29 protein-coding genes are annotated in these 26,997 nt (G+C 56.0%); 11 read left to right on the top strand and 18 right to left on the bottom strand.

The window, feature by feature from the left end; translation table 11 throughout:
- Positions 1–2 precede the first annotated feature (2 nt).
- From RCCS2_RS05055 to RCCS2_RS05080, 6 genes are read left to right on the top strand one after another with little or no spacing between them, the layout of a single operon-like run.
- Positions 3–536, top strand: a complete 534-nt coding sequence (locus RCCS2_RS05055; RefSeq protein WP_008231955.1) for a GNAT family N-acetyltransferase — start codon at positions 3–5, stop codon at positions 534–536.
- Positions 533–1,477 carry an ABC transporter permease gene (locus RCCS2_RS05060; protein ID WP_008231956.1) on the top strand — a complete coding sequence of 315 codons (945 nt, stop codon included), beginning with the start codon at positions 533–535 and terminating at the stop codon, positions 1,475–1,477. The genes RCCS2_RS05055 and RCCS2_RS05060 overlap by 4 nt, the downstream gene beginning before the upstream one ends.
- Entirely contained in the window at positions 1,474–2,289 is an 816-nt protein-coding gene (locus tag RCCS2_RS05065) for an ABC transporter permease (protein ID WP_008231957.1), read from the top strand. Before RCCS2_RS05060 ends, RCCS2_RS05065 begins: the two co-directional genes overlap by 4 nt.
- On the top strand, positions 2,286–3,872 hold the full coding sequence (locus tag RCCS2_RS05070) for an ABC transporter ATP-binding protein (protein WP_008231958.1): 1,587 nt from the start codon (positions 2,286–2,288) through the stop codon (positions 3,870–3,872). The genes RCCS2_RS05065 and RCCS2_RS05070 overlap by 4 nt, the downstream gene beginning before the upstream one ends.
- A 39-nt stretch (positions 3,873–3,911) precedes the next feature.
- Positions 3,912–4,649 carry a glucose 1-dehydrogenase gene (locus tag RCCS2_RS05075; protein WP_008231959.1) on the top strand — a complete coding sequence of 246 codons (738 nt, stop codon included), beginning with the start codon at positions 3,912–3,914 and terminating at the stop codon, positions 4,647–4,649.
- Positions 4,633–5,658 carry a P1 family peptidase gene (locus RCCS2_RS05080; protein ID WP_008231960.1) on the top strand — a complete coding sequence of 342 codons (1,026 nt, stop codon included), beginning with the start codon at positions 4,633–4,635 and terminating at the stop codon, positions 5,656–5,658. Before RCCS2_RS05075 ends, RCCS2_RS05080 begins: the two co-directional genes overlap by 17 nt.
- Position 5,659: 1 nt before the next feature.
- Here the strand turns inward: RCCS2_RS05080 and RCCS2_RS05085 are convergent, their stop codons facing one another.
- From RCCS2_RS05085 to RCCS2_RS05135, 10 genes are all read right to left on the bottom strand, one after another.
- Positions 5,660–6,361 (bottom strand): ferric reductase-like transmembrane domain-containing protein, encoded by a 702-nt coding sequence (locus tag RCCS2_RS05085; protein ID WP_332249295.1) that lies wholly within the window; start codon positions 6,359–6,361, stop codon positions 5,660–5,662.
- Positions 6,264–6,731: a twin-arginine translocation pathway signal gene (locus RCCS2_RS05090; RefSeq protein ID WP_037293224.1), complete on the bottom strand. Its 468-nt coding sequence runs from the start codon at positions 6,729–6,731 to the stop codon at positions 6,264–6,266. The genes RCCS2_RS05085 and RCCS2_RS05090 overlap by 98 nt, the downstream gene beginning before the upstream one ends.
- Before the next feature lie 174 nt (positions 6,732–6,905).
- Positions 6,906–7,898 carry an ABC transporter substrate-binding protein gene (locus RCCS2_RS05095; RefSeq protein ID WP_008231964.1) on the bottom strand — a complete coding sequence of 331 codons (993 nt, stop codon included), beginning with the start codon at positions 7,896–7,898 and terminating at the stop codon, positions 6,906–6,908.
- Between the two features lie 53 nt (positions 7,899–7,951).
- The gene (locus RCCS2_RS05100) at positions 7,952–8,803 is read right to left on the bottom strand and encodes an ABC transporter permease (protein WP_008231966.1); all 852 of its coding nucleotides are present in this window, start codon (positions 8,801–8,803) and stop codon (positions 7,952–7,954) included.
- Positions 8,800–9,720, bottom strand: a complete 921-nt coding sequence (locus RCCS2_RS05105) for an ABC transporter permease (protein ID WP_008231968.1) — start codon at positions 9,718–9,720, stop codon at positions 8,800–8,802. Before RCCS2_RS05105 ends, RCCS2_RS05100 begins: the two co-directional genes overlap by 4 nt.
- On the bottom strand, positions 9,717–10,184 hold the full coding sequence (locus RCCS2_RS05110; protein ID WP_008231970.1) for a GNAT family N-acetyltransferase: 468 nt from the start codon (positions 10,182–10,184) through the stop codon (positions 9,717–9,719). Before RCCS2_RS05110 ends, RCCS2_RS05105 begins: the two co-directional genes overlap by 4 nt.
- Positions 10,177–10,962 (bottom strand): ABC transporter ATP-binding protein, encoded by a 786-nt coding sequence (locus tag RCCS2_RS05115; protein ID WP_008231971.1) that lies wholly within the window; start codon positions 10,960–10,962, stop codon positions 10,177–10,179. Before RCCS2_RS05115 ends, RCCS2_RS05110 begins: the two co-directional genes overlap by 8 nt.
- On the bottom strand, positions 10,963–11,352 hold the full coding sequence (locus tag RCCS2_RS05120; protein ID WP_232204233.1) for a hypothetical protein: 390 nt from the start codon (positions 11,350–11,352) through the stop codon (positions 10,963–10,965).
- Between the two features lie 21 nt (positions 11,353–11,373).
- Positions 11,374–12,828, bottom strand: a complete 1,455-nt coding sequence (gene hydA / locus RCCS2_RS05125) for a dihydropyrimidinase (protein ID WP_008231976.1) — start codon at positions 12,826–12,828, stop codon at positions 11,374–11,376.
- Positions 12,829–13,023: 195 nt separating this feature from the next.
- Entirely contained in the window at positions 13,024–14,274 is a 1,251-nt protein-coding gene (locus RCCS2_RS05135; protein ID WP_008231980.1) for a Zn-dependent hydrolase, read from the bottom strand.
- A 163-nt stretch (positions 14,275–14,437) separates the two neighbouring features.
- Here RCCS2_RS05135 and RCCS2_RS05140 point away from each other — a divergent pair, with 163 nt between their 5' ends.
- Both RCCS2_RS05140 and RCCS2_RS05145 read left to right on the top strand, forming a co-directional pair.
- Positions 14,438–15,052 (top strand): TetR family transcriptional regulator C-terminal domain-containing protein, encoded by a 615-nt coding sequence (locus RCCS2_RS05140; protein WP_008231984.1) that lies wholly within the window; start codon positions 14,438–14,440, stop codon positions 15,050–15,052.
- Between the two features lie 56 nt (positions 15,053–15,108).
- Complete coding sequence (locus tag RCCS2_RS05145; protein ID WP_008231985.1) at positions 15,109–15,780, top strand: FAD-binding oxidoreductase; 672 nt, start codon at positions 15,109–15,111, stop codon at positions 15,778–15,780.
- A 46-nt stretch (positions 15,781–15,826) separates the two neighbouring features.
- On the opposite strand, the gene RCCS2_RS05150 is transcribed toward RCCS2_RS05145, so the two are convergent.
- The 5 genes from RCCS2_RS05150 to araD form a co-directional block, all read right to left on the bottom strand.
- The gene (locus tag RCCS2_RS05150; RefSeq protein ID WP_008231986.1) at positions 15,827–16,090 is read right to left on the bottom strand and encodes a DUF7218 family protein; all 264 of its coding nucleotides are present in this window, start codon (positions 16,088–16,090) and stop codon (positions 15,827–15,829) included.
- A gap of 49 nt (positions 16,091–16,139) precedes the next feature.
- Positions 16,140–17,444, bottom strand: coding sequence for an NAD-dependent dihydropyrimidine dehydrogenase subunit PreA (gene preA, locus RCCS2_RS05155; RefSeq protein WP_008231987.1), 1,305 nt, complete (start codon positions 17,442–17,444; stop codon positions 16,140–16,142).
- Between the two features lies 1 nt (position 17,445).
- Positions 17,446–18,780 (bottom strand): NAD(P)-dependent oxidoreductase, encoded by a 1,335-nt coding sequence (locus tag RCCS2_RS05160; RefSeq protein ID WP_037293548.1) that lies wholly within the window; start codon positions 18,778–18,780, stop codon positions 17,446–17,448.
- Positions 18,781–18,944: 164 nt separating this feature from the next.
- Entirely contained in the window at positions 18,945–19,853 is a 909-nt protein-coding gene (locus tag RCCS2_RS05165; RefSeq protein WP_008231989.1) for a Gfo/Idh/MocA family protein, read from the bottom strand.
- Complete coding sequence (araD, locus tag RCCS2_RS05170) at positions 19,853–21,610, bottom strand: L-arabinonate dehydratase (RefSeq protein ID WP_008231990.1); 1,758 nt, start codon at positions 21,608–21,610, stop codon at positions 19,853–19,855. The genes RCCS2_RS05165 and araD overlap by 1 nt, the downstream gene beginning before the upstream one ends.
- Positions 21,611–21,681: 71 nt before the next feature.
- Here araD and RCCS2_RS05175 point away from each other — a divergent pair, with 71 nt between their 5' ends.
- The gene (locus RCCS2_RS05175) at positions 21,682–22,431 is read left to right on the top strand and encodes a class II aldolase and adducin N-terminal domain-containing protein (RefSeq protein WP_008231991.1); all 750 of its coding nucleotides are present in this window, start codon (positions 21,682–21,684) and stop codon (positions 22,429–22,431) included.
- A gap of 106 nt (positions 22,432–22,537) precedes the next feature.
- Positions 22,538–23,398, top strand: coding sequence for an SDR family oxidoreductase (locus tag RCCS2_RS05180; protein WP_008231998.1), 861 nt, complete (start codon positions 22,538–22,540; stop codon positions 23,396–23,398).
- On the opposite strand, the gene RCCS2_RS05185 is transcribed toward RCCS2_RS05180, so the two are convergent.
- Positions 23,364–24,020 (bottom strand): hypothetical protein, encoded by a 657-nt coding sequence (locus RCCS2_RS05185; RefSeq protein WP_156788424.1) that lies wholly within the window; start codon positions 24,018–24,020, stop codon positions 23,364–23,366. The two genes, RCCS2_RS05180 and RCCS2_RS05185, sit on opposite strands and share 35 nt — an antisense overlap.
- 136 nt (positions 24,021–24,156) lie before the next feature.
- On the opposite strand from RCCS2_RS05185, the gene RCCS2_RS05190 reads away from it, so the two are divergent.
- Positions 24,157–24,939 (top strand): ion transporter, encoded by a 783-nt coding sequence (locus RCCS2_RS05190; RefSeq protein ID WP_008232003.1) that lies wholly within the window; start codon positions 24,157–24,159, stop codon positions 24,937–24,939.
- Here the strand turns inward: RCCS2_RS05190 and nagA are convergent.
- On the bottom strand, positions 24,936–26,066 hold the full coding sequence (gene nagA, locus RCCS2_RS05195) for an N-acetylglucosamine-6-phosphate deacetylase (protein WP_008232005.1): 1,131 nt from the start codon (positions 26,064–26,066) through the stop codon (positions 24,936–24,938). The genes RCCS2_RS05190 and nagA overlap by 4 nt on opposite strands.
- The gene (locus RCCS2_RS05200; protein WP_037293227.1) at positions 26,063–26,938 is read right to left on the bottom strand and encodes a BadF/BadG/BcrA/BcrD ATPase family protein; all 876 of its coding nucleotides are present in this window, start codon (positions 26,936–26,938) and stop codon (positions 26,063–26,065) included. Before RCCS2_RS05200 ends, nagA begins: the two co-directional genes overlap by 4 nt.
- Positions 26,939–26,997: the final 59 nt, after the last annotated feature.

Genomic DNA, 26,997 nt, shown 5'->3' on the forward strand with positions numbered 1-26,997 from the left:
ACATGGGGCACCCACCACGGCAAGAGCGTGATCGCATGATTATCCGCGCCGAAACACCCGCAGATCATCAGGCGATTTATAACCTCACACGGGATGCCTTTGCACCGATGTCGTTCAGCGACGGCAGCGAACCGGGCATCGTTAATCAACTGCGCGCGGACGGTGATTTGACCCTGTCATTAGTAGCGGAACAGAAAGAAATCATCGGCCATGTGGCGTTTTCCCCAGCAAAAATCAGCGGGGGTGAAGGCGCGTGGTACGGGCTTGGTCCCATCTCGGCCCGGGCCGATATGCAAAAGCAAGGGATCGGCACAAAGCTGGCACATACCGGCTTGGGCCTATTGCGCGAATTGGGCGCGGCTGGGTGCGTATTGACGGGCAACCCCGATGTCTATTGCCCGATGGGGTTCAGTAATGACCACGCGCTGACCTACAGCGGCCTGAACCCCAAATACATCTTGTTCATCACACTCAACGGCACCGCCCCCAAAGGTGAAATCAATTTCGCCGAAGCGCTGGAAGAGGAACACCCATGATCCGCTATGCGCTGGGCCGCCTGACCTCACTGATCATCAGCCTGGTCGTGGCATCCATCGTGATCTTCGCGGTGATCGAGGTGATCCCGGGTGATCCAGCCGCCTTTATGCTGGGAGTGAATGCGCGGCCTGATACGATTGCAGCTTTGCGTGCTGAAATGGGCCTCGATCAGCCACTAATCACACGCTACCTTGATTGGGTCACGGGCTTGCTGCGTTGTGACTTTGGGCAATCATGGACCTACAAAACACCCGTTGCCGAATTGATTAACGACCGCATCTGGGTGTCGCTCCCCCTCGCAATCTATGCGCTAATCCTCTCAACACTGATTGCCTTTCCCGCAGGCATTTATGCGGCCAGCAGACGCGGCGGCGCGGGCGATGTGACGATCATGAGCGCCACACAACTGGGCGTCGCGATCCCCAATTTCTGGTTTGCGATGATCCTTGTGCTGATCTTCGCGATCAATCTACGCTGGTTCAGCGCGGGCGGTTTTCCCGGCTGGGACAACCCGCTGCAAGCGATCAAATCCCTTACCCTCCCCGCCATTGCACTCGCCTTGCCGCAAGCGGCCATCCTCGCGCGCGTCATGCGGTCCTCTCTATTGGACATGCTAGGCGAAGACTTCATCCGCACCGCCCGCGCGAAGGGACTATCGCGCCGCCAAGCGCTATGGAAACACGCGGTGCGCAACGCATTGATCCCGGTGCTGACCATCATCGGCCTGCAATTTTCATTTCTGCTGGCAGGCGGCATCATCATCGAACAAGTCTTCTTCCTACCCGGCCTTGGGCGCCTAATTTTCCAATCCATCAGCGCACGCGATCTGATTGTCGTGGAAAGCGTGGTGATGTTGCTGGTCTTCACAGTCATCATCGTAAACTTCCTTGTCGATCTGGCCTATGCCGCCGTGGACCCCAGACTGAGAACCAAAGCATGAACCGCAACCTGATCATCGGTACAGTGCTAACGCTGGTGTTCATCACGCTTGCAGCGGTGTCTTTCATCTGGACGCCTGCGGATATTGAAACGCTGGATATCCCCAACAAGCTACAGTCATCAAACACGACCAACCTATTTGGCACCGATCATTTCGGTCGCGATATCCTGTCGATGATCATGATGGGCGCGCGCACCTCTATTGCCGTTGCACTGGTCGCGGTCGGCGTCGGCATGGCGCTCGGCATCCCCTTGGGATTGCTCGCGGCGGCGCGGCACGGATCATTGCTGGATGAACTGATCATGCGTGGCAACGACCTTGTTTTCGCATTCCCGTCACTTGTCATCGCAATCCTGATCACCGCCGTCTTCGGTGCATCTGCCGTCAACGCCATCATTGCCATCGGCATCTTCAACATTCCCGTCTTCGCCCGCCTGACACGCGGTGCCGCACTGCCCCTGTGGGAACGTGATTTCATCCTTGCCGCGCGCGTCTGCGGTAAATCGGCCGCGCGCATCTCCGTCGAACACATCCTGCCCAACATCACCAACCTGATGATCGTGCAGGGCACGATCCAGTTCAGCCTCGGCATTCTTGCAGAAGCGGCCCTGTCCTACATCGGCCTTGGCGCCCAGCCGCCCACGGCCAGCTGGGGGCGTATGTTGGCAGACGCACAAACGCTGGTCAGCATCGCGCCACATACCGCCCTTGTTCCGGGCTTTGCAATCTTGCTGATGGTCTTGGGGTTGAACCTGATGGGCGACGGGCTGCGCGACTGGCTTGATCCGCGTTTACGGGTGGTGCGCACATGACTTTGCTGGCGATCAAAGATCTGTCTTTGTCGATCAACGGCACGCAAATCCTGCATAACATCGACTTGGATATGCAGGCAGGTGAGATCGTTGCAATTACCGGCGAAAGCGGGTCTGGCAAATCTATGACAGCGCTTGCCGTGATGGGGCTGTTGCCGCAAGGCGCCAGTCCCAAGGGCACGGTGACTTTGGACGGCACCGACATTCTGCAAACCACAGAACCCGACCTTTGCAAAATGCGCGGCAACGCGATGGGCATGGTGTTTCAAGAACCCATGACCGCCTTGAACCCGGTGCAAACCATTGGCAATCAAGTGGCCGAAACCATTCTGATCCACGAAAAAACATCCAAGGCCGAAGCGCAGAAACGCGCCGCTGCGATGCTGCACCGCGTCGGGCTTAAGGTATTGCCCACCCGCTATCCCCACGAACTGTCCGGCGGGCAACGCCAGCGCGTTGTCATCGCCATGGCCATCGCGCTGCGTCCCAAACTGCTAATCGCTGATGAACCAACAACAGCGCTTGACGTCACCACCCAAGCCCGCATTCTTGATCTGCTACGCGACCTTGTGCGCGAATTTGATATGGGGTTGCTATTGATCACCCACGACCTTGCCGTTGTCGCAGATGTCGCCGACCAGATTGTTGTTATGCAAAAGGGGCAGGTGGTTGAGGTAGGCAAGACCAAAACGCTTCTTGCCAACATGCAGCATTCTTACACAAAGGCATTGTTTAAAGCTTCAACGCATACGGTATCTTTGCCTGATACCGTCGCATCAGCGCCGATGCTGAATGTGCGAAATGTAAATCGCGATTATCCGGCAGCGCGAAAAACACTTCTTGGTGCAAAGCCAACGTTCCGCGCGTTGCATGACATCAGCTTTCAGATCAATCAGGGAGAACGCGTCGGGCTTGTCGGTGAAAGTGGATGCGGAAAATCGACCCTAACAAGGGCCATTCTGGGGTTGGAAGACGTACAGGGCGGCGAAATCACCCTTGATGGCGCACCTGTTTTCACCGGCAAACGCCCCAACCTTGCGGTACGGCGCAAGATGCAAGTCGTCTTCCAAGACCCCTATAGCAGCTTCAACCCGCGTCACCGGGTTGACCGGCTGATCACAGAGCCGTTTCATCTGCTAGAAAGTCCCCCAACCGGGGCCGCGCGTGAAGATGCCATTGCCAAAGCGCTCACCGACGTCGGGCTGTTGCCCAATGACGCCACCAAATACATCCATGAATTCTCGGGCGGCCAGCGCCAGCGCATCGCCATCGCACGCGCGCTTATTATCGCACCTGAATTGATCATCTTTGATGAAGCTGTCTCGGCCCTTGATGTGTCAGTCCGTGCGCAAGTGCTTGATCTTATCGCAGACCTTTGCCGCAAACGCCCGCTTGCGTATCTTTTCATCAGTCACGATCTGTCTGTCGTGCGCACGGTCACTGACCGGGTCATGGTTATGCAGGCCGGAAAAATCGTCGAACAAGGTGAAACAGAGACTGTTTTCGCCAATCCACAGAACCCCTACACCCAGACGCTGATCGCAGCGGCACCCAAACTGCCCGACTTGGGCGTGGCGGTCTGACGCAAGGGTTGCTACGGTTTGAAAACAGCAGGAGGTATCATGCGACTATCAGGCAAAACGGCGATTGTGACAGGTGGTGGCTCTGGCTTTGGGGCGGGCATTGCGCGCAAATTTGCCGCTGAGGGTGCGCGCGTTGTCGTGGCCGATATCAACGTAGAAGGCGCTGAAGCGATTGCAGCCGAAATTGGTGGAACAGCTTTGGTTTGTAATGTTGCAAGTCGCAAGTCAGTGTCTGACTTGGCTGAAACAGTGCTTTCGGCAGGCCACCTCGACATTCTTGTGAACAATGCGGGTGTCACGCATTTGCCCAACCAGCTTGAGGATGTGACCGAAGAAGACTTCGACCGGGTCTATAATGTGAACATGAAATCTGTTTTCCTGACCGCGCAAGCCTTCATCCCGCATTTCAAATCCCGCAAGAGCGGTGTGATCCTGAACGTGGCCTCTACCGCCGGGGTATCCCCACGTCCGCGTTTGAACTGGTACAACGCTTCAAAGGGCTGGATGATCACAGCAACCAAAACGATGGCGGTGGAACTGGCCCCCGAAGGCATCCGTGTGAACGCGATCAACCCTGTGGCGGGTGATACACCTCTCTTAAAATCCTTTATGGGCGAGGACACACCAGAGGTGCGCGCCAAGTTCCTTTCGACAATTCCAATAGGGCGGTTCTCCACTCCCGAAGATATGGGAAACGCCGCTTGTTTCCTCTGCTCGGATGAGGCGAGCATGATCACTGGTGTCGCGATGGAGGTGGACGGTGGCCGCTGCATCTAAGGGACCACGCAATCTGATCACTGACGTTGCAGGCCTTCGGGTTGGCAATGCGCAGGACAATCACATCAAGACCGGAACTACGGTGCTGGTTGGCGATAAACCTTTCACGGCCAGCGTGCATGTCATGGGCGGCGCGCCGGGGACCAAGGAAACCGATCTGCTGGCACCGGATAAAACTGTAGAGCAAGTTGATGCGCTGGTACTCTCCGGCGGGTCGGCCTTTGGGCTGGATGCATGCTCCGGCGTTATGGATGGGTTGCGCGCGATGGGTCGGGGTTTTCCGATTGGTACGATGAACATCCCCATCGTGCCCGGCGCGATCATCTTTGACTTGATCAATGGCGGCGTAAAGGATTGGGATGAAAACCCTTACCGCGCTTTGGGGCAAAACGCGCTGCAAAGCGCATCTGAGCGGTTTGCCACAGGTACAGCCGGTGCCGGCACAGGTGCAATGGCGGCGATGCAAAAGGGCGGTCTTGGGTCTGCATCGATCGTATTGTCCGACGGGGTGACAGTGGGCGCATTGGTCGTGGTGAACGCTTTGGGCAGCGTCACAACACCCGGCGATAAACACTTCTGGGCCGCCCCGTTCGAGGTGGATGCGGAATTCGGCGGCGCAGGCCCAGACACCAAGGCAGGTCACACCACGCCGGAACCCAGCCGCAAAGAGCAAGCAATGATGCTGCAAGCCACCGAAGGGGCCAACACAACGATTGCTATCGTCGCAACCGATGCCCCGTTGGCCAAGACCCAATGCTGCAGGCTTGCGGTCACAGCGCATGACGGCATGGCCCGCGCCATCGTGCCGTCGCACACGCCACTGGACGGGGACTTGGTCTTTGGGGTCGCGACTGGCGCGGGCACACCGGTTGATCAGTCACAATTTCGCGAAATCGCGGCAGCTGGTGCTGTCTGCCTGAGCCGTGCCATCGCACGCGGAGTTTACGATGCAACCGCCGCACCCGATGATCTTTTGCCGACATATCAAAATATGAACGCGCGGTCTTAGATCAGCCTTTGCGCGACCGCAGGCCCATCAGCCAGACCTTTCGCCGCGCAATCGCGGTCAAAAGCGCCGCAACAACCAGCGCTGAAAGAACTGTCTTTGTCACTTGTTCCATGGTGCCAATGATCTGCATCGCATGGGTAACCGTACCGATCACAGCCAGCGCCACCAATATTGTATGCCCCCAGCGCCACACCCGTAAGGGCATGCGCGGGCGCAATACTGCCAAACAGGCAGCACCAAAGACCGCCCACATGGCAAGAACACCCCACACGGCAAATGGGGTTGGCGACCGGAACAGTATCACATCAATCACATCCGGCGGGCTTGTAATCCAAAGCCCCACCACATGACAAGTGACGGTCAGAACAAGAAATAGACCGACATACCGGTGCAAACGGCGGCTGTTTTGCAAAGACAACCCCGGCAAGATGCCAATCGCCAAAAGCGGCTGCACCAGCATCAAAGCCATTCCTATAATACCAGCAAAGCCTGCAACAATATAAATGGGCTCTCGCCACTGAAGCAACGGGCTTGCCGATGCCGCGATCAGGGGAGTGAACATAGCGAGCGCAAGAGCGCCCCATATCAGCGCAGCGCGTGCGCGATCAGGCAGGTTCAAGTACAAATTCAACGTCAAGGGTCGTGTCATTGGGACTGGCCAGCAATGGGCGCAAAAAGACTGTTTTGAACGCCCCACTGTCATACGCCAAATGCCCGTGCGCTTGCCCAAAAGCAGGGACAATCTGAGGCATTTCCAATCGAAACACCCCGTTTGTATCCGTCAGCGTAGCCCCATGACTATGCGGATCACGTTCATGCCCTTCAGTGGTATGCGCCCACATCTGAATACGTTGGCCGGGCAATGGCGCCCCATCCCCTGCGCGACGCACCGTGCCTGTCATCCAAAACCCACCGCCGCCTATACGGTCAACAATCGGCGCGTCGGGGCGGTAGTTATTCGCACCGCCACGCATTGTCGGCGTAGGTGCAATACCTGCCGCTTGTGCAGGCGTCATCAGTGCTGCACCACCCATCGCGAGTGCTGTGCGCCGTGTGATTAAGGATGGTTTCATGTGAAAACTCCGCGGTGCTTTGACTTTACATATACTAACACACCGGGCCGTAATTTCGAGGTTGGGGCCGCCAACTTAACACAAAACACTGTCAAACTTTTGTGAAAGCCGCTTTGATAAGCAAAGGCCCCGGGGAATACCCGAGGCCTTTTTTGTCTAGATAAGATGTGTGGCTTAGTTCAGCGCCTGATCCGTAATCACACTGGTCCACGCACCTGTCGGCTGTGCAGAAATTACCGGATCGGAACCACCGGCCAACAGCGTATCAACTGTCCGCTGGAAATCTGCCGGATCAAGCGAACCGTTGGACCCAGCGGTCAGCTTGGCAATCTCGCCCATCATGCGCACCTGCGCCGCTTCGTTCTGTGCACCGGTTTCGTCGTTATCCAAAACGATACCTGCGGCTTCGGCAGGGTTTTCTTCCGCCCACTTCCAGCCACGCATCGACGCACGCACAAAGCGCACCATTTTGTCGACGAACACCGGATCTTCAAGGTTCTCTTCCAGCGCATAGATGCCATCCTCGAGCGTGGCGACACCCTGGTCTTCGTATTTGAAGGTGATCAATTCATCCTCGGACACACCTGCATCCAAGACCTGACCATATTCATTATAGGTCATCGTCGAAATGCAGTCTGCTTCGCGATTCAAAAGCGGGTCAACGTTGAAACCTTGCTTAAGGACAGTTACGCCATCTTCGCTGCCGTCCGTGGGAATACCTTCTTGGCTCATCCAGCTGAGAAACGGGTATTCGTTGCCAAAGAACCAAACGCCGATAGTCTTGCCGCGAAAATCCTCAACGGTTTCGATGCCGGTGTCTTTCCAGCAGGTCAGCATCAGACCGGATGTCTTAAACGGCTGCGCGATGTTCACGACAGGCAGACCCTTTTCGCGTGCCGCCAGTGCAGAGGGCATCCAGTTCAGCATTACATCAGCACCGCCACCGGCCAGAACCTGTGGTGGCGCAATATCAGGCCCACCGGGCAAGATCGTCACATTCAGCCCTTCTTCTTCGTAAAAGCCCTGATCCAAAGCCACGTAATATCCCGCGAACTGCGCCTGCGTGACCCACTGCAATTGCAGCGTCACATCATTGGCATGGGCATCCGCATGTGCCATTCCGCCCAGTCCTGCGGCGAGTGCTGCCGCCATCATCAACTTCTTCATATCATGACCTCCTAGTCAGTGTGTTTTTTGCCCTCTTGCCGGGGCTTATTTCCTTATTTGCGTTGCGATGGGTGCCAAAACGTCACCCGCCCCTCAATCCATGCCATCAGCCCATAAAGCGCGCTTCCCGCCAGGGCCGCGACCACAATCTCTGCCCAAACCATATCAAGCGCAAGCTGGCCGACCGAGGTACTAATGCGAAAGCCCATCCCTACCGTAGGAGAGCCAAAAAATTCAGCAACAATCGCCCCGATCAGCGCCAATGTGGTCGCAATCTTAAGCCCGTTAAAGATAAACGGCATCGCGGCAGGCAGGCGCAGCTTGAACAGCGTCGCCCAATACCCCGCGCCATAGGTGCGCATCAGATCACGTTGCATTGCTGTTGTATCGCGCAGCCCAGCCACAGTATTTACCAAGATCGGGAAGAACACCATCACAGCAACAACCGCCGCCTTAGACTGCCAGTCGCTACCCAACCAGCGCACAAAGATTGGTGCAGTTCCAACAATGGGCAGGGCTGCCATGAAACCGCCGACAGGCATAATACCCCGCGTCAGAAATTCTGACCTATCCGCCAAAATTGCGACAGCAAAGGCGGCAATCATACCAATGATGTAACCTGTCATCGCCCCTTTGATAATCGTCTGCTCAAAGTCCGCCCAAAGCGTGGGAATTTCGTTCGCAAACCTTTCGGCAATCATTGTCGGCGGTGGTAAAATGATCGGGCTGACTTCAAGCATCCGGACCAACAGTTCCCACATGACCAATAAGGTCAGACCAAAGATCGCAGGGACCAAAAGCTTGACCAACCGACTTTGCGCCATGGCACTATTGGCCAGCCGGGCGTTTACAAACCACCCTGCGCCCCAAACGGCCAAAGCACTGATGATTGCCGTCCCTGTCATGCCGCCTGCATCCCCATACGCCGCAAGGTCCAGCGTTCCATCAAGCTAAAGAAACCCACCAAGGCAGCGGCCGTCAGTGCTGCCGCAAACAAGGCTGCCCACGTCACCATCGGCTGTCCATACTGATCGCCCACCAACATACGCGCGCCAAACCCGGCACGCGCGCCTGTGGGCAACTCAGCCACAATCGCACCCACCAAAGAGGCCGAGATGCCAATCTTTAACGACGCAAAAAGATAAGGCACCGACGCGGGCAACCGCAGCTTCCAAAACGCTTGGTTGGGGCTGGCGTAATACGTGCGCAGCAGATCCAACTGCATCCCATCAGGGCTCCGCAATCCCTTCACCATGCCTACAACAACAGGAAAGAAACTCAGGTAAGCACTGATCACCGCCTTGGGAAATAGCCCTTGTATGCCAATCGAGCCCAGCATCACGATAATCATTGGGGCGAGCGCCAAGATCGGGATCGTCTGGCTGGCAATGGCCCACGGCATCACGCTCATATTCATCGCACGGTTGTAGACGATGCCAACGGCCAGCAAGATGCCCAGCCCAGTGCCAATCGCAAACCCCAGCAAAGTCGCCGACAGTGTCACCCAGCCATGATATACCAGTGACCTGCGCGACGTGACATTCTTCATCACAATCGTATCCCACATCTCAACCGCCACCTGATGGGGTGAGGGCAGACGCGGGCGATCCAGCGTATACGTCATTCCAAACAAATGCGTGTTGCGCAGGGTCAAGCCAATGCCGGAATACTCTTGCCGTGCGACAGGCGTATCAGGCGAAACCGCAATATTCTGCCGTTGCGCCAGATCAGCCGTCAAATGCATGTTCATCGGCACAACAGACACAACCCAAAACAACAGGATTGCCCCCACGACGGTCAGCACAGGCAACACAGACTTCATGCGGTTATCCCGTCTGTCGTTTGACGTGGCACAGGGGCCTGCCATTCCATACGGATTTCGGGAATGCCATCATTACCGTCCCAAACTGCGCCCACCTGAGTAAACCCTTCGCGCCCGTAAAAGGCATGGGCGCGCATGTTGGACAGATGCGTGTTCAGCTGCAAACGTGTTCGCCCCATCTTGGCGTGATCCATCAATTGCTTGCCCAGCCCATCGCCGCACCGCCCAACATAAAGGCCCCAGATATGGTTTTCAGCCGGGTCCATCGACAGATACCCTGCAACAGGGTTTCCGATTACCCAGGCTTCTCGCTTGGGCAAGCCTTCAGAAAGGATGTCTGCCAATTGACCAAGCGTCATCTTTTGCGGCATCCATGGCGTTGCCCTGATCCAGGAATGCAGTATTCCGGCACAGGCAGGGCCATCGGCGGCTGTGGCCCGTCGGATTGGTGCGGTATCACTCATCCACATGCCCCGCCCGCAGACCATCACGCACCCGGTGTGCGACTGCGATAAACTCTGCACTGTCGCGGATATCCAAAGGCCGCTCTTTGGGCAGCGGGCTGTCAATCACATCGTGAATCCGCCCCGGACGCGGCGACATGACAACGATCTTGGTCGACAAATACACCGCTTCAGGGATCGAGTGCGTCACAAACCCAATCGTCTTTTCGGTGCGTGCCCACAATTTCAACAACTGTTCATTCAGGTGATCGCGTACAATCTCATCCAGCGCGCCAAAGGGTTCGTCCATCAGCAAAATATCGGCATCAAACGCCAGTGCGCGCGCAATCGAGGCGCGCTGCTGCATGCCACCCGACAACTGCCAGGGAAACTTCTTCTCAAACCCCACCAGATCAACCAGCTCCAGCACACGGCCCACCCGTTCGTTCTGTTCAGCCTTTGAAAACCCCATAATCTCTAACGGCAGCTTGATATTGCCACCAATCGTGCGCCACGGATAAAGCCCTGCCGCCTGAAATACATAGCCATAAGCCCGCGCCATCCGCGCCTCATCAGGGGTCATCCCGTTGACGAAAATCTGACCACCCGTCGGGGTCTCAAGCCCTGCAATACAACGCAAAAAAGTCGTCTTCCCACAGCCCGAAGGACCGATAAACGAGACAAAGTCCCCCTTATTGATCTCAAGGTTCACATCCTTGAGCGCATGGACAGGGCCATCATTGGTTTGGAAGGTGAGGTTGAGGCCTTGCGCAGATATAACCGCTGATTGATCGGGCATTTATGCAAGGCTCCGAATATTCTCTGCTTTCCCACTATTCCTTAGAATAAGAAGAATCGTTTCTTTCAATTGCTCAACCTGCGGCTCAACGTGTAGTTTTTTGAAGAACTTCCGAATATATGGTTTCCTCGGTTCCAAAGAAAAACGGTGCGCCATTTCGCCTTCAATATTTGAGCATCCGATTGCGAGCGTGAACCCTCCATCATGATCGACTTCCATCCAATGACCCCAGTCTTCTTGGCACCTGAACTTGATCTTGACACCTTCCGCCTTCAGCCCTTCAACAAGAAAGTCCGCAAAATCCAAGGCAAATACGCCGGGGTTGATATAGTCGTCACTTGTCTCGTCTAATTCACTAGGTCTTGGAACAAAGCTTGTTGAGTCAAACATGTATTCAGTTTGCATAGATTGCTACACTCCCGTCGCAGGAATACCCGTCCGTTGCACGGGCTGCGGCGCGGTCAGTTCTTTCCATGACGACAGCGCCTTGTTCACTGGCGTATTCGCCTCGCGTTTCACGAACTTGCCGTGGCCTTCCTGCGTGCGCACGTCGCCATCATGGATCGCTACATGGCCGCGTGTCAGGGTAAAGCGCGGCAGGCCCTTCACCTCTTTGCCCTCGAACACGTTGTAATCAATGGCCGATTGCTGGCTGCCAGCGGTGATTGTCTTGGTCTTCGCAGGGTCCCAGACCACCAGATCAGCATCTGCACCGACCATCACCGCCCCTTTATTCGGGTAGCAGTTCAAAATCTTCGCGATATTGGTTGAGGTCACAGCGACAAATTCATTCGGCGTCAAACGACCCGTCTCAACCCCATGGGTCCAAAGCATCGGCATCCTGTCTTCAAGCCCGCCTGTGCCATTGGGAATCTTCGAGAAATCACCCACACCCGTCCGTTTTTGTTCAGTCGTAAAGGCGCAGTGATCCGTGGCCACAACGCTCAGCGACCCCGATTGCAGACCGGCCCAAAGGCTATCCTGATGCTGCTTATTGCGGAACGGCGGTGACATCACGCGGCGCGCGGCATGGTCCCAATCTTTGTTGAAATATTCACTCTCATCCAGCGTCAAATGCTGGATCAAAGGCTCACCCCAAACACGCTTGCCTTGCTGACGGGCACGGCGGATCGCCTCATGCGATTCCTCGCAGGACGTGTGCACCACATAAAGCGGCACACCCGCCATATCGGCGATCATGATAGCGCGGTTCGTCGCCTCGCCCTCAACTTGGCTGGGGCGCGAATAGGCATGGGCTTCGGGGCCGGTATTGCCTTCTGCCAGCAGTTTCGCGGTCATCTCGGCCACAACATCACCGTTTTCGGCATGGACCATCGCGATGGCGCCCAGTTCGGACAAGCGATTGAAGGATGAAAACAACTCATCATCATTCACCATCAGCGCGCCTTTATAGGCGAGGAAGTGCTTGAAGGTGTTGATTCCGCGGTCATTCACAACGGTTTCCATGTCGTTAAAAACCTGCTCGCCCCACCAAGTTACCGCCATATGGAAGGAATAATCACAGTTGGCGCGGGTCGATTTATTGTCCCAGCGCTTGATGGCATCCAGCAGGCTTTCACCCTGATTGGGCAGGCAGAAATCGACGACCATCGTGGTGCCGCCAGCAAGCCCAGCGCGGGTGCCACTTTCAAAATCATCGCTGGAATAGGTGCCCATAAACGGCATTTCAAGGTGGACATGCGGGTCAATGCCGCCAGGCATGACATAGCAATCGGTCGCATCAAGCTGTTCATCACCGGACAAGTTCTGACCAATCTCGATGATTTTGCCACCGTCGATCAAGACATCCGCGTTATAGGTCAGATCGTGTGTGACGATGGTGCCGTTCTTAATTACCTTGGTCATCTTGTTCCCCTTTATCCCTCTTGGGTCCTCCCCAAAAAGTCATCAATATGGCGTAGACTGCACCCGCAATCACAGCCGAAATGGCGACCTCGCGAAGCTCTGGCGGCCACGCCCGGCCGAACACGAAGTCAATCGCGAGCGAGATCAGTGCAAAAACTGGCGTAAAATAAAGGAAATGCCTCAGAAATCCTGATTTCACCCCACAATCTCCGCCGTTTCGACCACCGCATGAAACAGCACATCCGTCCCGGCCCGCGCCCATTCTGGGCTGATCTCTTCCGCCTCATTATGGCTCAGCCCATCCACGCAAGGGCACATCACCATCGCTGTCGGATAGATATCATTGATCCAGCAGGCATCGTGCCCCGCACCGGACACGATATCCATGTGGCTATAACCCAGCCGCTCGGCCGCATCGCGCACGGCCTTTACGCAGCCTTCGTCAAAGGCGGGCGGGTCAAATTGGCCAACGATCTCGCAGGAAAACTCGACCCCGATCTCTTCACAGAGCTTCGGCGCACGTTCGTTAAACTCGGCCACCATAGCATTCAGCTTATCCAATAGATGCGTCCGCATATCGACGGTGAAAACCACCTTGCCGGGGATGATGTTGCGCGAGTTTGGGTAGACATCAATATGCCCAATCGCACCTACTGCACCCGGTTGGTTTTTCATCGCAATCTCATGAACCAGTTCAGTCACAAGCGCCAAACCACGACCCGCGTTCTTGCGCATATGCATGGGCGTTGATCCGGTGTGGCTTTCCTTGCCGGTCACCGTGCATTCAATCCAGCGCAGGCCCTGTCCATGGGTGACGACGCCGATGTCTTTGCCCTCGGCCTCCAAAATCGGTCCTTGTTCGATGTGCAGCTCAAAGAACGCATGCATCTTACGGTCGCCGACCTTTTCATCGCCCTTCCAGCCAATTCGTTCCAATTCATCGCCAAAGCGTTTGCCATCGGCATCAACACGATCATTTGCCCAGTCCAGCGTATGCTTGCCCGCAAATACACCAGAGGCGAGCATCGCAGGGGCATACCGCGTGCCTTCCTCATTGGTCCAATTAGTCACCACAATCGGGTGTTTGGTTTTGATATCCAGATCATTCAGCGTCCGCAGGATTTCGAGACCACCCAGCACACCCAGCACACCATCGTATTTGCCGCCTGTGGGCTGTGTGTCCAAATGCGATCCCACATAAACGGGCAGCGCATCCGGATCAGTCCCCTCGCGGCGGGCAAACATATTACCAATCTCGTCGACGCCCATGGTACAGCCCGCAGCCTCGCACCATTTCTGGAATAGGTGGCGGCCTTCGCTATCTTCATCTGTCAGGGTTTGGCGGTTATTCCCACCTGCAACGCCCGGCCCAATCTTGGCCATTTCCGTCAGGCTGTCCCACAGCCGTTCACCATTGATACGCAGGTTTTCTCCGGGGGCTGGCATGGGGGGCTCCTTAGCTTGCATTTGACCAAGTGGTCAAAACAACGCTAACAGAGGGATAGCACCAGTCAAGTTTTCCGCTCGGATTGCAGGCAGATGCAACCAAAGCTGGCAGTTGTGGGTGCTTTCGCCCCGTTACCGCCTGTATTTTAAGCGAAGGAACGGCATGACCAAACCGCCTACCCGTATCCAGCAACGCAACCGCGCTGCTATTCTGTCAGCCGGGCTGGACGTCTTTTCACAATACGGGTTTCGCGGCACAACGCTGGATCAGATTGCTGATACCGCCGGTCTGTCCAAGCCTAATCTGCTATATTATTTCGCCTCGAAAGAAGCGATCCATGCGGCCTTACTGGAACGTCTTCTTGAAACATGGTTGGACCCACTCAAGGCACTTGATGGCGCTGGTGACCCGATTGCAGAGATCATGGGATATGCCCAGCGCAAATTGGCGATGAGCCGCGACTACCCCCGCGAAAGCCGCCTTTTTGCCAATGAAATCTTGCAGGGCGCACCACATATCCGTGATATCCTGCATACGGACCTTAAAACGTTGGTCGATGAGAAGGCGCAGTTGATTCAAGCTTGGTCAGACGCCGGCAAGATTGCGGCAATCGATCCCCATCATCTGATCTTTTCCATTTGGGCCCTCACGCAGCACTACGCCGATTTTGATGTGCAGGTCCGTGCTGTCTTGTCAGGGGAAGACGCATACGCCGGGGCCGAGACCTTTTTGACCCATATGCTTGGGCGCACTTTGGCCATCGCACCAGCGACCTGAACGGAACGATATCGCGCCACCATTGTTGATCCGCTATGACCAACAGGAGCGCAGACATGACATTTTCACTGACTTTGCAAGACATCAAACCCGTCACCCATGATACATATCAGCTGACCTTTGACAGACCTGATGGGTTCAACTTTGAGGTTGGGCAAGCCACCCACTTTGCTCTTGATCAGTCCGGTTGGCGTGATGAAGACCGCGCCTTCACCATGACCTCACTTCCGGGTGACAGCGACAAGCTGGAGTTTGTCATAAAATCCTACCCCAGCCATGACGGCGTGACCGAGCGTATTCCCGCGTTGCAACCGGGAGCGCAAGTGATCGCTGAGGAACCGGCAGGTGCGATCACTGATCATGGGCCCGGGACGTTTATTGCCGGTGGTGCAGGGATCACGCCTTTTATCGCCATCCTGCGCAGTCATGCCCAAAAAGGGGCCATGGACTGCCACCTGATTTTTGCCAATGAAACCGAAAAAGATATCATTCTGAAAGATGAATTTGATGCGATGGAAGGCTTGAAGACATCCTACTTGGTCTCTGATCAGAACGACACTGATCACACGGCAGGCAGGCCTGACAAAGATATGCTGTCCAGTCTTGTCACTGATTTTGATCAGACCTTCTATGTTTGCGGCCCACAAAAGATGGTCGATGCTGTGCGCGACGCCCTGAAAGAACTTGGTGCATCAGAGGACAAGATTATCACAGAAGAAGGGTGGTAGCATAAAGGGGGCCCGCCTTTACCGTGACGCCCCCCTTTAAAAACCTTCAATGATTGCGCAATGCGTTGATCAACGCGTCTTTGGTCATGTCAGAACGTCCGTCAATGTCCAGTTCTTTGGCGCGATCATAAAGCGCATCACGCGTCCATTCCTCATAAGGCGGCTGCTTGCCGCCTTTCTGGGATGGCGACTGGTCATCGTTGGCTTTCGCATTGGCGATGCGTGCAGCCTTTTCCTTGGATGCACCATCTTCGCGCAAGGCTTCATAGGTTTCGTCGTCCTTGACGGACGGTCCATGGTCTTTGATCATTTGCGTGTCTCCTTTGCCGGATGAACACGCAGGTAACACCTCAGGTTCCCTACTCTGCCGCGACAGCCCCGGGATTATTGGGGTGCGTAGTCCAATTAGCGTATTCTTTTTCAACCACTTTGCCGGTGCGCGGATCCACCTCACCCGGTTGCATCGCCTCCATGATGATGCAGTCTTCGACGGGGCAGACATCAACACACAGGTTGCAGGCGACACATTCTTCATCAATCACGGTGAAGGTGCGGTCGTCGGACATTGCAATCGCCTGATGGCTGGTATCTTCACAAGCCGCATAGCAGCGACCACATTTGATACAATCGTCTTGGTTGATCTTGGCTTTGGCCACGTAATTTAGGTTCAGATACTGCCAATCTGTTACATTTGGCACCGCGCGGCCGATGACCTCTTCCACAGAAGTATAGCCTTTTTCATCCATCCATTGGGACAGGCCGCTTTTCATCTCTTCCACGATCTTGAAACCATAGGTCATCGCCGCCGTACACACCTGCACATTGCCGCAGCCAAGGCTGATGAACTCTGCCGCATCCCGCCATGTGGTCACACCGCCAATGCCACTGATCGGCAGACCGTGGGTTTCCGGGTTGCGTGCAATTTCAGATACCATCGACATGGCGATTGGTTTGACCGCCGGGCCGCAATAGCCCCCGTGGGACCCTTTGCCGTCGATCGAAGGCTCAGGTGACATCGTGTCGAGGTTCACTGACGTGATTGAGTTGATCGTGTTGATTAAACTCACCGCATCCGCACCACCGCGCATCGCCGCAGCGGCAGGTTTGCGCACGTCTGTAATATTAGGCGTCAGCTTTACGATCACAGGTTTGTCGTAATACTGCTTGCACCAGCGTGTCACCATTTCGATGTATTCAGGCACCTGGCCGACAGCAGCACCCATACCCCGTTCTGACATCCCATGCGGGCAACCAAAGTTCAGTTCGATCCCGTCTGCGCCTGTGGCCGCTACACGAGGAAGGATGTCTTTCCATGCCTGTTCTTCACACGGCACCATGATGGACACGATCATCGCACGGTCGGGATAATCCGCCTTTACGCGGGTGATTTCTTCAAGGTTCACCTCAAGCGGGCGATCTGTGATCAACTCAATATTGTTAAGGCCCAGCAATCGCCGATCAGCGCCGTAGATGGCACCATAACGGGGGCCGTTGACGTTGACCACCGGTGGCCCTTCGGACCCAAGCGTTTTCCACACGACACCGCCCCAACCTGCCTCAAACGCGCGGCGAACGTTGTATTCTTTGTCGGTCGGCGGGGCAGAGGCCAGCCAGAATGGGTTCGGGGATTTGATGCCCAGAAAGTCAGTTGTCAGATCAGCCATTTTAAGTGCTCCCCATCAAGGTTGCATGAATATCCATTGCCGCATCGCGCCCTTCGGCGACGGCTGTCACTGTCAGGTCATCGCCCCCGCTGGCACAGTCGCCGCCGGCCCAAACACCTGCCTGGCTAGTGCGCCCAGCACCTGTCACCGCAATCTTGCGCCCTTCGAGGTTCAACCCGCCATCGGTTGTCAGCATCTGACCAATCGCTTTGAAAACCTGATCGGCAGCAAGGCGGATCGTCTCACCCGTCCCTTTCAGGCCGGTGCCATTGTCGGACGTATACTCCAGCTCAATCTCACGCACCGCACCGTTGCCATGGATCGCGACAGGTTGGGCATTGAACATCAGTCGCACACCTTTTGAGGCAGCGAGGTCCTGTTCGTATTCACTTGCACTCATCGCATCACGGCCCCGGCGATAAGCGATCGTGACGTTCTGTGCGCCCAACAGCTTGGACTGCACCGCAGCATCGACGGCGGTCATACCGCCACCGATCACCACAACATCGCGTCCAACGGGAAGGGCGGTCAGATCATCGGTTTGCCGCAGATCTTTGATAAAGTCGACCGCATCGCGCACACCGCCTTTGTCTTCACCATCGGCGCGCAAGGCGTTCACACCGCCCAAGCCAACACCAAGGAAGACCGCATCAAAGCAGTGTGTCAGGGATTCCATTGTAAGGTCATCGCCAAGGCGCATACCCGGTTTAATCTCGATCCCGCCGATGCCCATCAGCCAATCGACCTCGCGCGCGGCAAAGTCGTCAGTCGACTTATAGGCGGCGATGCCAAATTCATTTAGGCCGCCCGCTTTTGCTTCGGCGTCATAGATTGTCACGTCGTGCCCATGCATTGCCAGCCGATGCGCGCACGCAAGCCCCGCAGGCCCTGCACCAACAACGGCGATCTTTTTACCCGTTTCGGGTGCGCGGTCGTATGGGTGGCGCTGCTTGGCCATCAGCGTATCGGTGGCATGGCGTTGCAGGCGCCCGATTTCAACCGGTTTACCTTCGGCCAATTCGCGTACGCAGGCCTGTTCGCACAGATCTTCGGTCGGGCAGACGCGGGCGCACATACCACCAAGGATGTTTTGATCGAAGATGGTTTTGGCCGCAGATTCTGGCGTGCCAGTGCTGATCTGTCGAATGAACAGCGGGATATCGATGTCCGTGGGGCAGGCCGTTACGCAAGGCGCGTCATGGCAGAAATAGCAGCGGTCTGCAGCAACGGCAGCCTCGTGCGGGGCATAGGGCGCGTGCAGGTCATCAAAGTTTTCTGCAAGCATTTCCTGTGGCAAGCGCGCGGCGGCGATACCGGGGGTCATGGGGCTGGACATGGGTGTCATCCTGTCGTGGCTAATCCCCTTTAGCCTGCCACAGTTTTATTTTTTATCAAATGGTAAATTTTTGGCGGTTTATGAAAACACCTCTAGGCGCGTTGTTGAAAGGTCAGGATGCCTCCGGCGGAGGTATTTTTGAACATGAGAAGCAATGGGTTAGCCTAGAAGTGGAACGGGTCCACTATGATGCGTTTGCCCAGTGTCAACGCATCTGCGACATGGATCATGGGGGACACATCAACCTCTGATGCGCCATTTTTCACCAATTCTGCCATGCGATCATAGAGCGCGGGGTATTCACGGTTGTCACCCGCAGCGATTTCTTTGCCCTCAATCATCAGGCGGTCGCCACCATCATGCAGGTTGAGTGTGCCTGCGGTTGTTTCCACGGTGATGTCCCAGCTTTGCGGGCCTTCTTGGCGCCAATCGAAGTCTCCGCTCACGTTTTCGGTCCATTGCAGTTGCGCCGCAATCGGCGTGTCACGGTTTGCAGGAAACTTCAGATCAGCCGTGCGCAGATGGAAGGGCATTGGTAGGATTTCAGTGATGATCGAAATGGCGTTGCTACCCGGATCGAAGACACCCATGCCGCCGGGGGCGAAGACCCACTCCTGCCCCGGGTGCCAGCGCCGCACGTCCTCTTTCCAGTTGATGTGCGCGCCTGTCACTTCCTTGTCGGCAAGCCATGCTTTGGCGGGCGCGACGCCTTTTGCCATGCGGCTGTGCCATGTGGTGTAGAGCGTGACGCCAGCCGCTTGCGCCATTGTCGCCAGTGCATCAACTTCGGCCAAGGTTGCACCGGGTGGTTTTTCCAGCATCACGTGGCGACCCGCTGCGATGGCCTTTGCGGCATAGTCATAGCGCGGCACTGGGGGCAGGCAGAGCGAGATGACAGAGATGTCAGGTCGTTCCACCAGCATCTGATCAAAATCGGTGTAGGATGGCACGCCATCAACAGTCCCTGCCCGACTGACCGTCGCGGCCAAGTTCCAATCATCGCTACCGGCAATGGTAGGCACGTGTTGATCGACGGCGATTTTACCGATCCCGACCAGACAAATCGGTGTCATCAGTGCGCTTCCTTGCCAACAGCATTACCACGGTGCCCGACGAGGAAGTCAAAGTCCGCACCCGTATCAGCACCCATGACCCTGTCATGGTAGAGCATGGCATAACCGCTTTCGGGCCGGGGGTTCGCGCCGGACTTTTCAGCGGTCCAAGCGTCTATGCGCGCGGCCAGTTCTTCGTCAGTGATATCCAAATGGATGCGGCGACCGGCCACATCAAGTTCAATGATATCGCCGTCCTGCACAACGGCGAGGGGTCCACCAACCGCCGCCTCGGGTGAGGTGTGCAGTACGACTGTGCCAAAGGCCGTGCCGGACATGCGCGCATCTGAAATCCGTACCATATCGGTGATCCCTTTTTTAAGGATTTTGGGCGGCAGACCCATGTTCCCCACTTCGGCCATGCCCGGATACCCGCGCGGGCCACAGTTTTTCAGAACCATGACGCAGGTTTCGTCGATATCAAGATCATCATCATTGATGCGCGCTTTGTAATCGTCGATGTCTTCGAACACGACGGCGCGGCCAGTGTGTTGCATCAATTCCGGGGTCGCCGCTGACGGTTTGATCACAGCGCCCCCCGGCGCAAGATTACCGCGCAGCACGGCGATACCGCCTGATTGCGTCAAAGCTTTCTCAACCGGCAGGATCACATCCTCGTTCCAGTTTTTGACGTGCTTCACCTCATCCCACATCGACCCGCCAGATACGGTCAGCGCGTCTTTGTGCAACAGCCCCGCTTCGCCCAAGCGTTTGATCACGACAGGCAGGCCGCCTGCATAAAAGAATTCTTCCATCAGGTATTTGCCCGAAGGCATCAGGTTCACAATCGTCGGCACATCACGCCCCAAACGGTCCCAATCATCCAATGTCAGTTCCACGCCTTTGGTCCGCCCGGCCATCGCCAGCAGGTGGATCACAGCGTTGGTGGACCCACCAATCGCGGCATTGGTGCGGATTGCATTCTCAAACGCTGCTTTCGTCATCACATCGGATGGTTTCAAATCATCCTTGACCATATTGACAATGCGCCGCCCCGTCAGATGCGCCATCACGCGGCGGCGGCTATCGACCGCGGGGATCGCGGCGTTACCAGACAGGGCCATGCCCAGCGCCTCTGCCATGGATGCCATTGTGCTGGCTGTGCCCATCGTGTTGCACGACCCGGGAGAGCGGGACATGGAGGCCTCAGCCTCGACAAATTCCTCGGCCGTCATCGTGCCGGCGCGGACCGCTTCGGAGAATTTCCACAAGTGGGTGCCAGACCCGACCCGTTCCCCGTGAAACATGCCATTCAGCATTGGCCCACCGGAGACGACGATCGCGGGCAGATCGACAGATGCGGCCCCCATCAATAGGGCTGGCGTGGTCTTGTCACAGCCAGCCAGCAATACAACGCCGTCCATCGACATGCCACGAATGGCTTCTTCCACGTCCATCGCGCAAAGGTTGCGGTACATCATGGCCGTGGGGCGCAGGCTAGACTCGGCGGGTGAAAACACAGGGAATTCAACCGGAAAGCCGCCTGCCTCGTAAATCCCGAACTTCACCTTTTCGGCCAGATCGCGCAGGTGGGCATTGCAGGGCGTCAATTCCGACCACGTATTGCAGATACCCACAACAGGTCGCCCATCCAGCAAATCAGCTGGCAAACCTTGGTTTTTCATCCAAGACCGGTGATAGATCGCGTCCTTCGACGACCCCCCGAACCATTCCTGAGACCGCAGTTTCCGGGGCCACTTGGCGGGCTTGAATGTCATTTGGGGACTTCCTTTGTCATGCTGATAGCGCCATCATTATCGCGGGCAGCCGGTAAATCCAAGGAGTCGTAATGAACACGCATCAGCATAACATGACCCATTGGGCCGAACGGGTTGATATGGCCGCAGCCTTTCGTTGGACCGCACGGCTGAACATGCACGAAGGGGTGGCCAATCACATTTCTTTGGCGATCAACGACGATGGCACCAAGTTTCTGATGAACCCCAACCAGATGCATTTCAGTCGGATCAAGGCGAGCGATCTGATCACGGTGGATGCGCATGATCCTGATACGCTCAAAGGGCCCGATGCACCCGATCCAACCGCGTGGGGCCTGCATGGTGGTATTCACCGGCTGGTGCCACATGCGCGTTGCGCGATGCATGTGCATTCGATTTTTGCGACCGTTTTGGCATCATTGAAGGACAGCAGGCTGCCGCCTATAGATCAGAACTGCGCAACGTTCTTTGACCGTTACGTCATTGATGATGGTTATGGCGGTTTAGCGTTTGAGGAAGAAGGTACGCGCTGTGCGGCGCTGTTCAGTGACCCCAAGCAGAAGGTCATGATCATGGGCAACCACGGTGTGCTGGTCATTGGCGAAACCGTCGCAGAGACATTCAACCGGATGTATTACTTTGAACGGTCGTGCGAGACCTATATCCGCGCCTTGCAAACCGGGATGGAGCTGCGGGTTTTGCCTGATGATATTGCTGAAAAGACCGCGCAAGAACTGGAAACCTATCCCGAACAAGACATCCGGCATCTGGCAGAACTGAAAGCGGTTTTAGATGACGAAGGATCAAGCTACAGCCAGTAACACCGCTCTTTCTATGTTCAATCAAACTTCCGCTGTAAGTTCTGGCCTAAACCGCGTGCGCGATGCCCACTTGCAAAAACGCTAGGCCTGCGCCACCACTCAGCCCATGACGAAAACACTGCTTTCCTTTGGCCACGGCTATAGCGCCCGCGCCTTGTCCCGTATCCTGCTGCCGCAGGATTGGCGGATCATCGGCACGACACGATCCGAGGATAAGGCACCGCGCCTGATGAACGAAGGGGTTGAACCGCGGATTTGGCCGGGGGCCGATATGATCCCGGCGCTGAATGCGGCGACCCATCTGTTGATCTCAGCCGGACCGGACGATGCGGGTGATCCTGTCTTGGCAAAGCTGCATGATGAGATTGCCAGCCGCGCAGCCCAATTTGAATGGGTCGGCTACCTTTCAACGACGGGCGTCTATGGCGACCATAGTGGCGATTGGGTCGATGAAAACACCCCGCTGACCCCGGCCACAAAACGCGGTATCGCCCGGGTTGAGGCAGAGGCAGCTTGGTCTGCTATCCCGGGTCTGCCGCTGCATATCTTTCGTCTCGCCGGGATTTATGGCCCCGGTCGTGGCCCGTTTGCCAAGGTCCGCAACGGCACTGCACGCAGGATCATCAAAAAGGGGCAGGTTTTCAGCCGTACCCATGTGGCCGACATCGCCCGCGTGCTTGCCGCATCGATCAACAAACCCAATGCCGGTACGGCCTACAATGTCTGCGACAATGATCCTGCGCCGCCGCAGGATGTGATTGCCTATGCTGCTGAGTTGCTGGGTCTGCCGATCCCCGAAGCGGTTGATTTTGAAACAGCTGAGATGAGCGCGATGGCGCGCAGCTTTTATGCCGAAAGCAAGAAGGTGCGCAATGACCGGATCAAGGATGAACTTGGCGTCGAACTGCTTTACCCGGACTACAAATCAGGGCTCAAGGCGTTGCTGGCGCAGGAAATCGGCGCCTGATGCCCCAGGCGATCGCTGCGTAAACAACCAATAGAACAAGTGCCGTACCAAAATTGATACTGTAAAATACCGCACGATCAGCAAATTCCAGATTGTTCAGAAAATCATAAGGAAACCCGCTCGTGACCGTGCCGGACGGGGTGTTGTTAAGTGGCTGCCACACCAATTCGGCCAGAGCGATATACGTTCCGATCACACCCACCAACCATGCGGCTGCTGCCCAAACTCTGATAAAGCTGCGATGTATGAAAAGCGCATCAATCACGATCAAGGCAGGACCCAGCGCATGCCGATAAATCTCAAGGTGGTATTCGGTGAAACCACCGTCACCAGTGACTAGAACTGAATCCGCATAGAAAATCCGCCAATAGAGGATCAATACCATCGTGTTGAGCACAGCCGCCATGCTGATAAAGCCATCCCATCGGCATGTTGACCTTTCTTCTTCCAGTGCCATCAGGCGGCTGAACGCAAAGAACGCGCAAAACAAACCCCAGATCGTCAAAAACCGGAACGGGCCGCCAAATTCACCCCATTCGCCAAGGATCAGCGTATGAATGCAGTACCCTCCGGCCAAAAGAAACGCGGTCCAGCGAAAAATCAAACGGGGGTTCATCGACATTTAAGGCTCACTTTTTAGGCTAAACATGCGCAGGCGTCATATTATCCGTCCAGCATAACCTCACGTCGGGCGACGCTCTTGCTCAAATGTTGCAAACAACCCATATCAAGGACGCATCTGACCAAAGGCTAACCGTATGACCCTACGCCAAAAAACTGCTGATCTGCTTGCGACCCCTTGGGTGACCAACTTTATCGTCGGTGTAATTATCTTTAACGCAATCATTCTGGGGATGGAGACGTCTAAAACCATCATGGATGCGGCGGGATCGCTGATTGTGACGCTTGATTCAATCTGCCTTGCCATTTTTGTGGTTGAGCTTACGGCCAAATTTTACGCCCAGCGCGGCAAGTTCTTTCGCAACGGTTGGAACATCTTTGATTTCATCATTGTCGGCGTATCACTTGTGCCTGGCAATGGTGGCCTTTCGGTCCTGCGGGCGCTGCGTATTCTGCGGGTTTTGCGCGTGATATCGGTGGTGCCATCACTGCGCCGCGTGGTCGAGGGGTTTGTGACCGCCCTACCCGGCATGGGATCAGTTTTCCTGCTGATGGGTATTGTGTTCTACATCGCCGCCGTCATGGCGACCAAGCTGTTTGGCGCGTCTTTCCCCGAATGGTTCGGCACGCTGGGCCGTTCAGGATATTCGCTGTTCCAGATCATGACGCTGGAAAGCTGGTCAATGGGCATCGTGCGCCCAGTGATGGAGATTTACCCCTATGCGTGGGCATTCTTTGTACCCTTTATTATGGTCACAACATTCGCGGTGGTGAACCTGCTGGTGGGTTTGATCGTGAATTCGATGCAAGACGCCCATGCCGAAGAAGGCAATGCCGCAACGGATGCCTACCGCGATGAGGTGATGAAAAAGCTTGAGGCGATCGAGGCGCGCATGGATCGCGACAGCAAGACCGGCTAGGGCGTCCCGAGGTATTCAAAGCTTTCGCCCAGATGAATGGCATTGGCTGGCTGGCCCTGAACAAAGTGACCCACATTGCCGGATGCGTGCAAGACCTTGGCTGGAATTGATGTGGCCATGCGCAAAGCATCCGCAGGCGAAACTTCAGCATAAGTCACAAGCGTTTTGATAGCCGAGGCAACATCAAGATCAGCGCCTGCCAATGTGCCATCCTCTAGCATTAAGCGCCCGCCAACCCGGTGTACCTTGCGCCCATTCAATGTGAATTCCGTAATGTCCGACCCGGCGGTGGCCATAGCATCGGTGACAAGGAAAATCGCGTCCTGTTCCCGTTTGGCAGAAAGCGCCGACCGCATCGTACTCGCGTGGACATGAATATTGTCGGCAATCAGCCCCGCGCTGACCCCAGCCGCGTCCAACGCTGCCCCAACCAACCCCGGTTCGCGTGCAGTCATCTGGCTCATCGCGTTGAACAGATGCGTAACGCAAAGCGCACCAGCTGCAAAAGCAACACGTGCTTGGGCATAAGTGCAATCGGTATGACCGAGCGAAACGATGATCTCTGCCTCTGCCAATCGCCTGATCTGCTCTGATGTGACGCTTTCGGGAGCAACAGTTACCATCACATTTGGTATCCGGCTGGCCGCATCCACCAAAAACGCTTCATCCGCATCTTCCATCGGGCGGATCAGCGCCGGATCATGCGCACCCTTTTTGGCATTCGACAGATGCGGCCCTTCCAAGTGGATACCTATGATCCCCGGCACGCCCGCATCAATGGCCTGCTCTACCGCAATAACACCTGCGCGCAGGCAATCTGGCGTGTCGGTGATCAGCGTCGGCAAGAACGCCCGCGTCCCTGTTTTGGCATGCGCATCAGACATGGTCCGCAAGGTCGCAACGGACGGGTCATCATTGAACATCACACCACCACCGCCATTGACCTGAAGATCAACAAAGCCAGGTAGGATGATGCCGCCGGTGGCCCTGATGATCCTATATTCGGCAGGCACATCTTTGGCAGACAAGATGCGGTCAAAGACATCATCGTCTAGAAGCAAAGCGGCATCTTTATGCATACGCGTGCCGTCAAAGACCTTTGCACCGATGATCGCGCGTTTTGTCATGGTGTGTCTGCCGCTTTTACCAGGTTTCGGGCCAATAAGACCGCACCATCCAACGCCGTACCTTTCGGGGCTTGGATGCAAGACCGCGCTCGCGGATCAAGATATTCAGCATAGTGCGGACCAATCCCACCGGTAAGACAAAGGGTATCCGCCTCAGACCAATTCATCAGCTTCAGACAGGACATCAGATAAGCCGCCCCTTCCTTCATCAGCGTAATGCCATGCGGATCGCCTGCTTGCGCAGCTTCAATGATTTTCGGGGCAAGGGCCGCATAGTCAGATGGATGCGCCTTATTTGCGAATGACACCATCGCGGTAAGTTCACCACCACAACAAGCCATCAGGTGCCGGGTCAGGTCAGAATGCACCATATGGCCCTCTTCGGCCAACACCGTGCGGCGCAATGCCTGAACACCAAGCCAAACACCCGATGCCTGATCACCCAGTACATGGCCCCAGCCGCCCAAAAAGCGCTGCTGCCCGTTGCGTTGGGCCGCCACGAAAGAACCGGTCCCCACGGACACCACAACCCCACTAGCAGACCCAAGGGCACCCGCCACGGATATCGCACGATCATCGGTGATGGTTACGTATACAAAAGGCATTGCTGCAGCCACTTGGCCAGCATCAGTGTCGTTCATGACACCAGCCAGACCAATATGAGCGACGCAGTTTGTCAGATCTATACGGAACTGAGTCTTCAAAGCCTCAATCGCGGTCAGAACATTCTGGATCGTCGCATTTGGATTGGTTGTATAATTGGCTGGTCCGGCGCTTACTTCGGCAAGTTGTCTTCCGCTTTGATCGCACAGGACAACCCTGCAGCCGGTGCCGCCGCCATCAATGCCGAAAACGTGGGTATCGGAGGTCATAAGCCTCTGGCGCTCCTCAAATCTGCCTTTGCCAGCTTGCACCCGAAACACCCCCTTTC

This window comes from Roseobacter sp. CCS2 (genome assembly GCF_000169435.1).
Lineage (GTDB): Bacteria > Pseudomonadota > Alphaproteobacteria > Rhodobacterales > Rhodobacteraceae > Yoonia.

Excerpts from the sequence above, each read along its gene's own strand:
- RCCS2_RS05100 (WP_008231966.1), bottom strand. The coding sequence starts at position 8,803 with ATGACAGGGACGGCAATCATCAGTGCTTTGGCCGTTTGGGGCGCAGGG.
- araD (WP_008231990.1), bottom strand. The coding sequence starts at position 21,610 with ATGACATTCAAGCCCGCCAAGTGGCCCCGGAAACTGCGGTCTCAGGAA.
- RCCS2_RS05140 (WP_008231984.1), top strand. The coding sequence starts at position 14,438 with ATGACCAAACCGCCTACCCGTATCCAGCAACGCAACCGCGCTGCTATT.
- RCCS2_RS05070 (WP_008231958.1), top strand. The coding sequence starts at position 2,286 with ATGACTTTGCTGGCGATCAAAGATCTGTCTTTGTCGATCAACGGCACG.
- RCCS2_RS05065 (WP_008231957.1), top strand. The coding sequence starts at position 1,474 with ATGAACCGCAACCTGATCATCGGTACAGTGCTAACGCTGGTGTTCATC.
- RCCS2_RS05180 (WP_008231998.1), top strand. The coding sequence starts at position 22,538 with ATGACGAAAACACTGCTTTCCTTTGGCCACGGCTATAGCGCCCGCGCC.
- RCCS2_RS05135 (WP_008231980.1), bottom strand. The coding sequence starts at position 14,274 with ATGCCAGCCCCCGGAGAAAACCTGCGTATCAATGGTGAACGGCTGTGG.
- RCCS2_RS05085 (WP_332249295.1), bottom strand. The coding sequence starts at position 6,361 with ATGACAGTGGGGCGTTCAAAACAGTCTTTTTGCGCCCATTGCTGGCCA.
- nagA (WP_008232005.1), bottom strand. The coding sequence starts at position 26,066 with ATGACAAAACGCGCGATCATCGGTGCAAAGGTCTTTGACGGCACGCGT.
- RCCS2_RS05145 (WP_008231985.1), top strand. The coding sequence starts at position 15,109 with ATGACATTTTCACTGACTTTGCAAGACATCAAACCCGTCACCCATGAT.
- preA (WP_008231987.1), bottom strand. The coding sequence starts at position 17,444 with ATGGCTGATCTGACAACTGACTTTCTGGGCATCAAATCCCCGAACCCA.
- RCCS2_RS05150 (WP_008231986.1), bottom strand. The coding sequence starts at position 16,090 with ATGATCAAAGACCATGGACCGTCCGTCAAGGACGACGAAACCTATGAA.
- RCCS2_RS05200 (WP_037293227.1), bottom strand. The coding sequence starts at position 26,938 with ATGACCTCCGATACCCACGTTTTCGGCATTGATGGCGGCGGCACCGGC.
- RCCS2_RS05095 (WP_008231964.1), bottom strand. The coding sequence starts at position 7,898 with ATGAAGAAGTTGATGATGGCGGCAGCACTCGCCGCAGGACTGGGCGGA.
- RCCS2_RS05110 (WP_008231970.1), bottom strand. The coding sequence starts at position 10,184 with ATGAGTGATACCGCACCAATCCGACGGGCCACAGCCGCCGATGGCCCT.
- RCCS2_RS05055 (WP_008231955.1), top strand. The coding sequence starts at position 3 with ATGGGGCACCCACCACGGCAAGAGCGTGATCGCATGATTATCCGCGCC.
- RCCS2_RS05175 (WP_008231991.1), top strand. The coding sequence starts at position 21,682 with ATGAACACGCATCAGCATAACATGACCCATTGGGCCGAACGGGTTGAT.
- RCCS2_RS05120 (WP_232204233.1), bottom strand. The coding sequence starts at position 11,352 with ATGTTTGACTCAACAAGCTTTGTTCCAAGACCTAGTGAATTAGACGAG.
- RCCS2_RS05185 (WP_156788424.1), bottom strand. The coding sequence starts at position 24,020 with ATGTCGATGAACCCCCGTTTGATTTTTCGCTGGACCGCGTTTCTTTTG.
- RCCS2_RS05075 (WP_008231959.1), top strand. The coding sequence starts at position 3,912 with ATGCGACTATCAGGCAAAACGGCGATTGTGACAGGTGGTGGCTCTGGC.
- RCCS2_RS05105 (WP_008231968.1), bottom strand. The coding sequence starts at position 9,720 with ATGAAGTCTGTGTTGCCTGTGCTGACCGTCGTGGGGGCAATCCTGTTG.
- RCCS2_RS05115 (WP_008231971.1), bottom strand. The coding sequence starts at position 10,962 with ATGCCCGATCAATCAGCGGTTATATCTGCGCAAGGCCTCAACCTCACC.
- RCCS2_RS05090 (WP_037293224.1), bottom strand. The coding sequence starts at position 6,731 with ATGAAACCATCCTTAATCACACGGCGCACAGCACTCGCGATGGGTGGT.
- RCCS2_RS05190 (WP_008232003.1), top strand. The coding sequence starts at position 24,157 with ATGACCCTACGCCAAAAAACTGCTGATCTGCTTGCGACCCCTTGGGTG.
- RCCS2_RS05165 (WP_008231989.1), bottom strand. The coding sequence starts at position 19,853 with ATGACACCGATTTGTCTGGTCGGGATCGGTAAAATCGCCGTCGATCAA.
- RCCS2_RS05060 (WP_008231956.1), top strand. The coding sequence starts at position 533 with ATGATCCGCTATGCGCTGGGCCGCCTGACCTCACTGATCATCAGCCTG.
- hydA (WP_008231976.1), bottom strand. The coding sequence starts at position 12,828 with ATGACCAAGGTAATTAAGAACGGCACCATCGTCACACACGATCTGACC.
- RCCS2_RS05160 (WP_037293548.1), bottom strand. The coding sequence starts at position 18,780 with ATGTCCAGCCCCATGACCCCCGGTATCGCCGCCGCGCGCTTGCCACAG.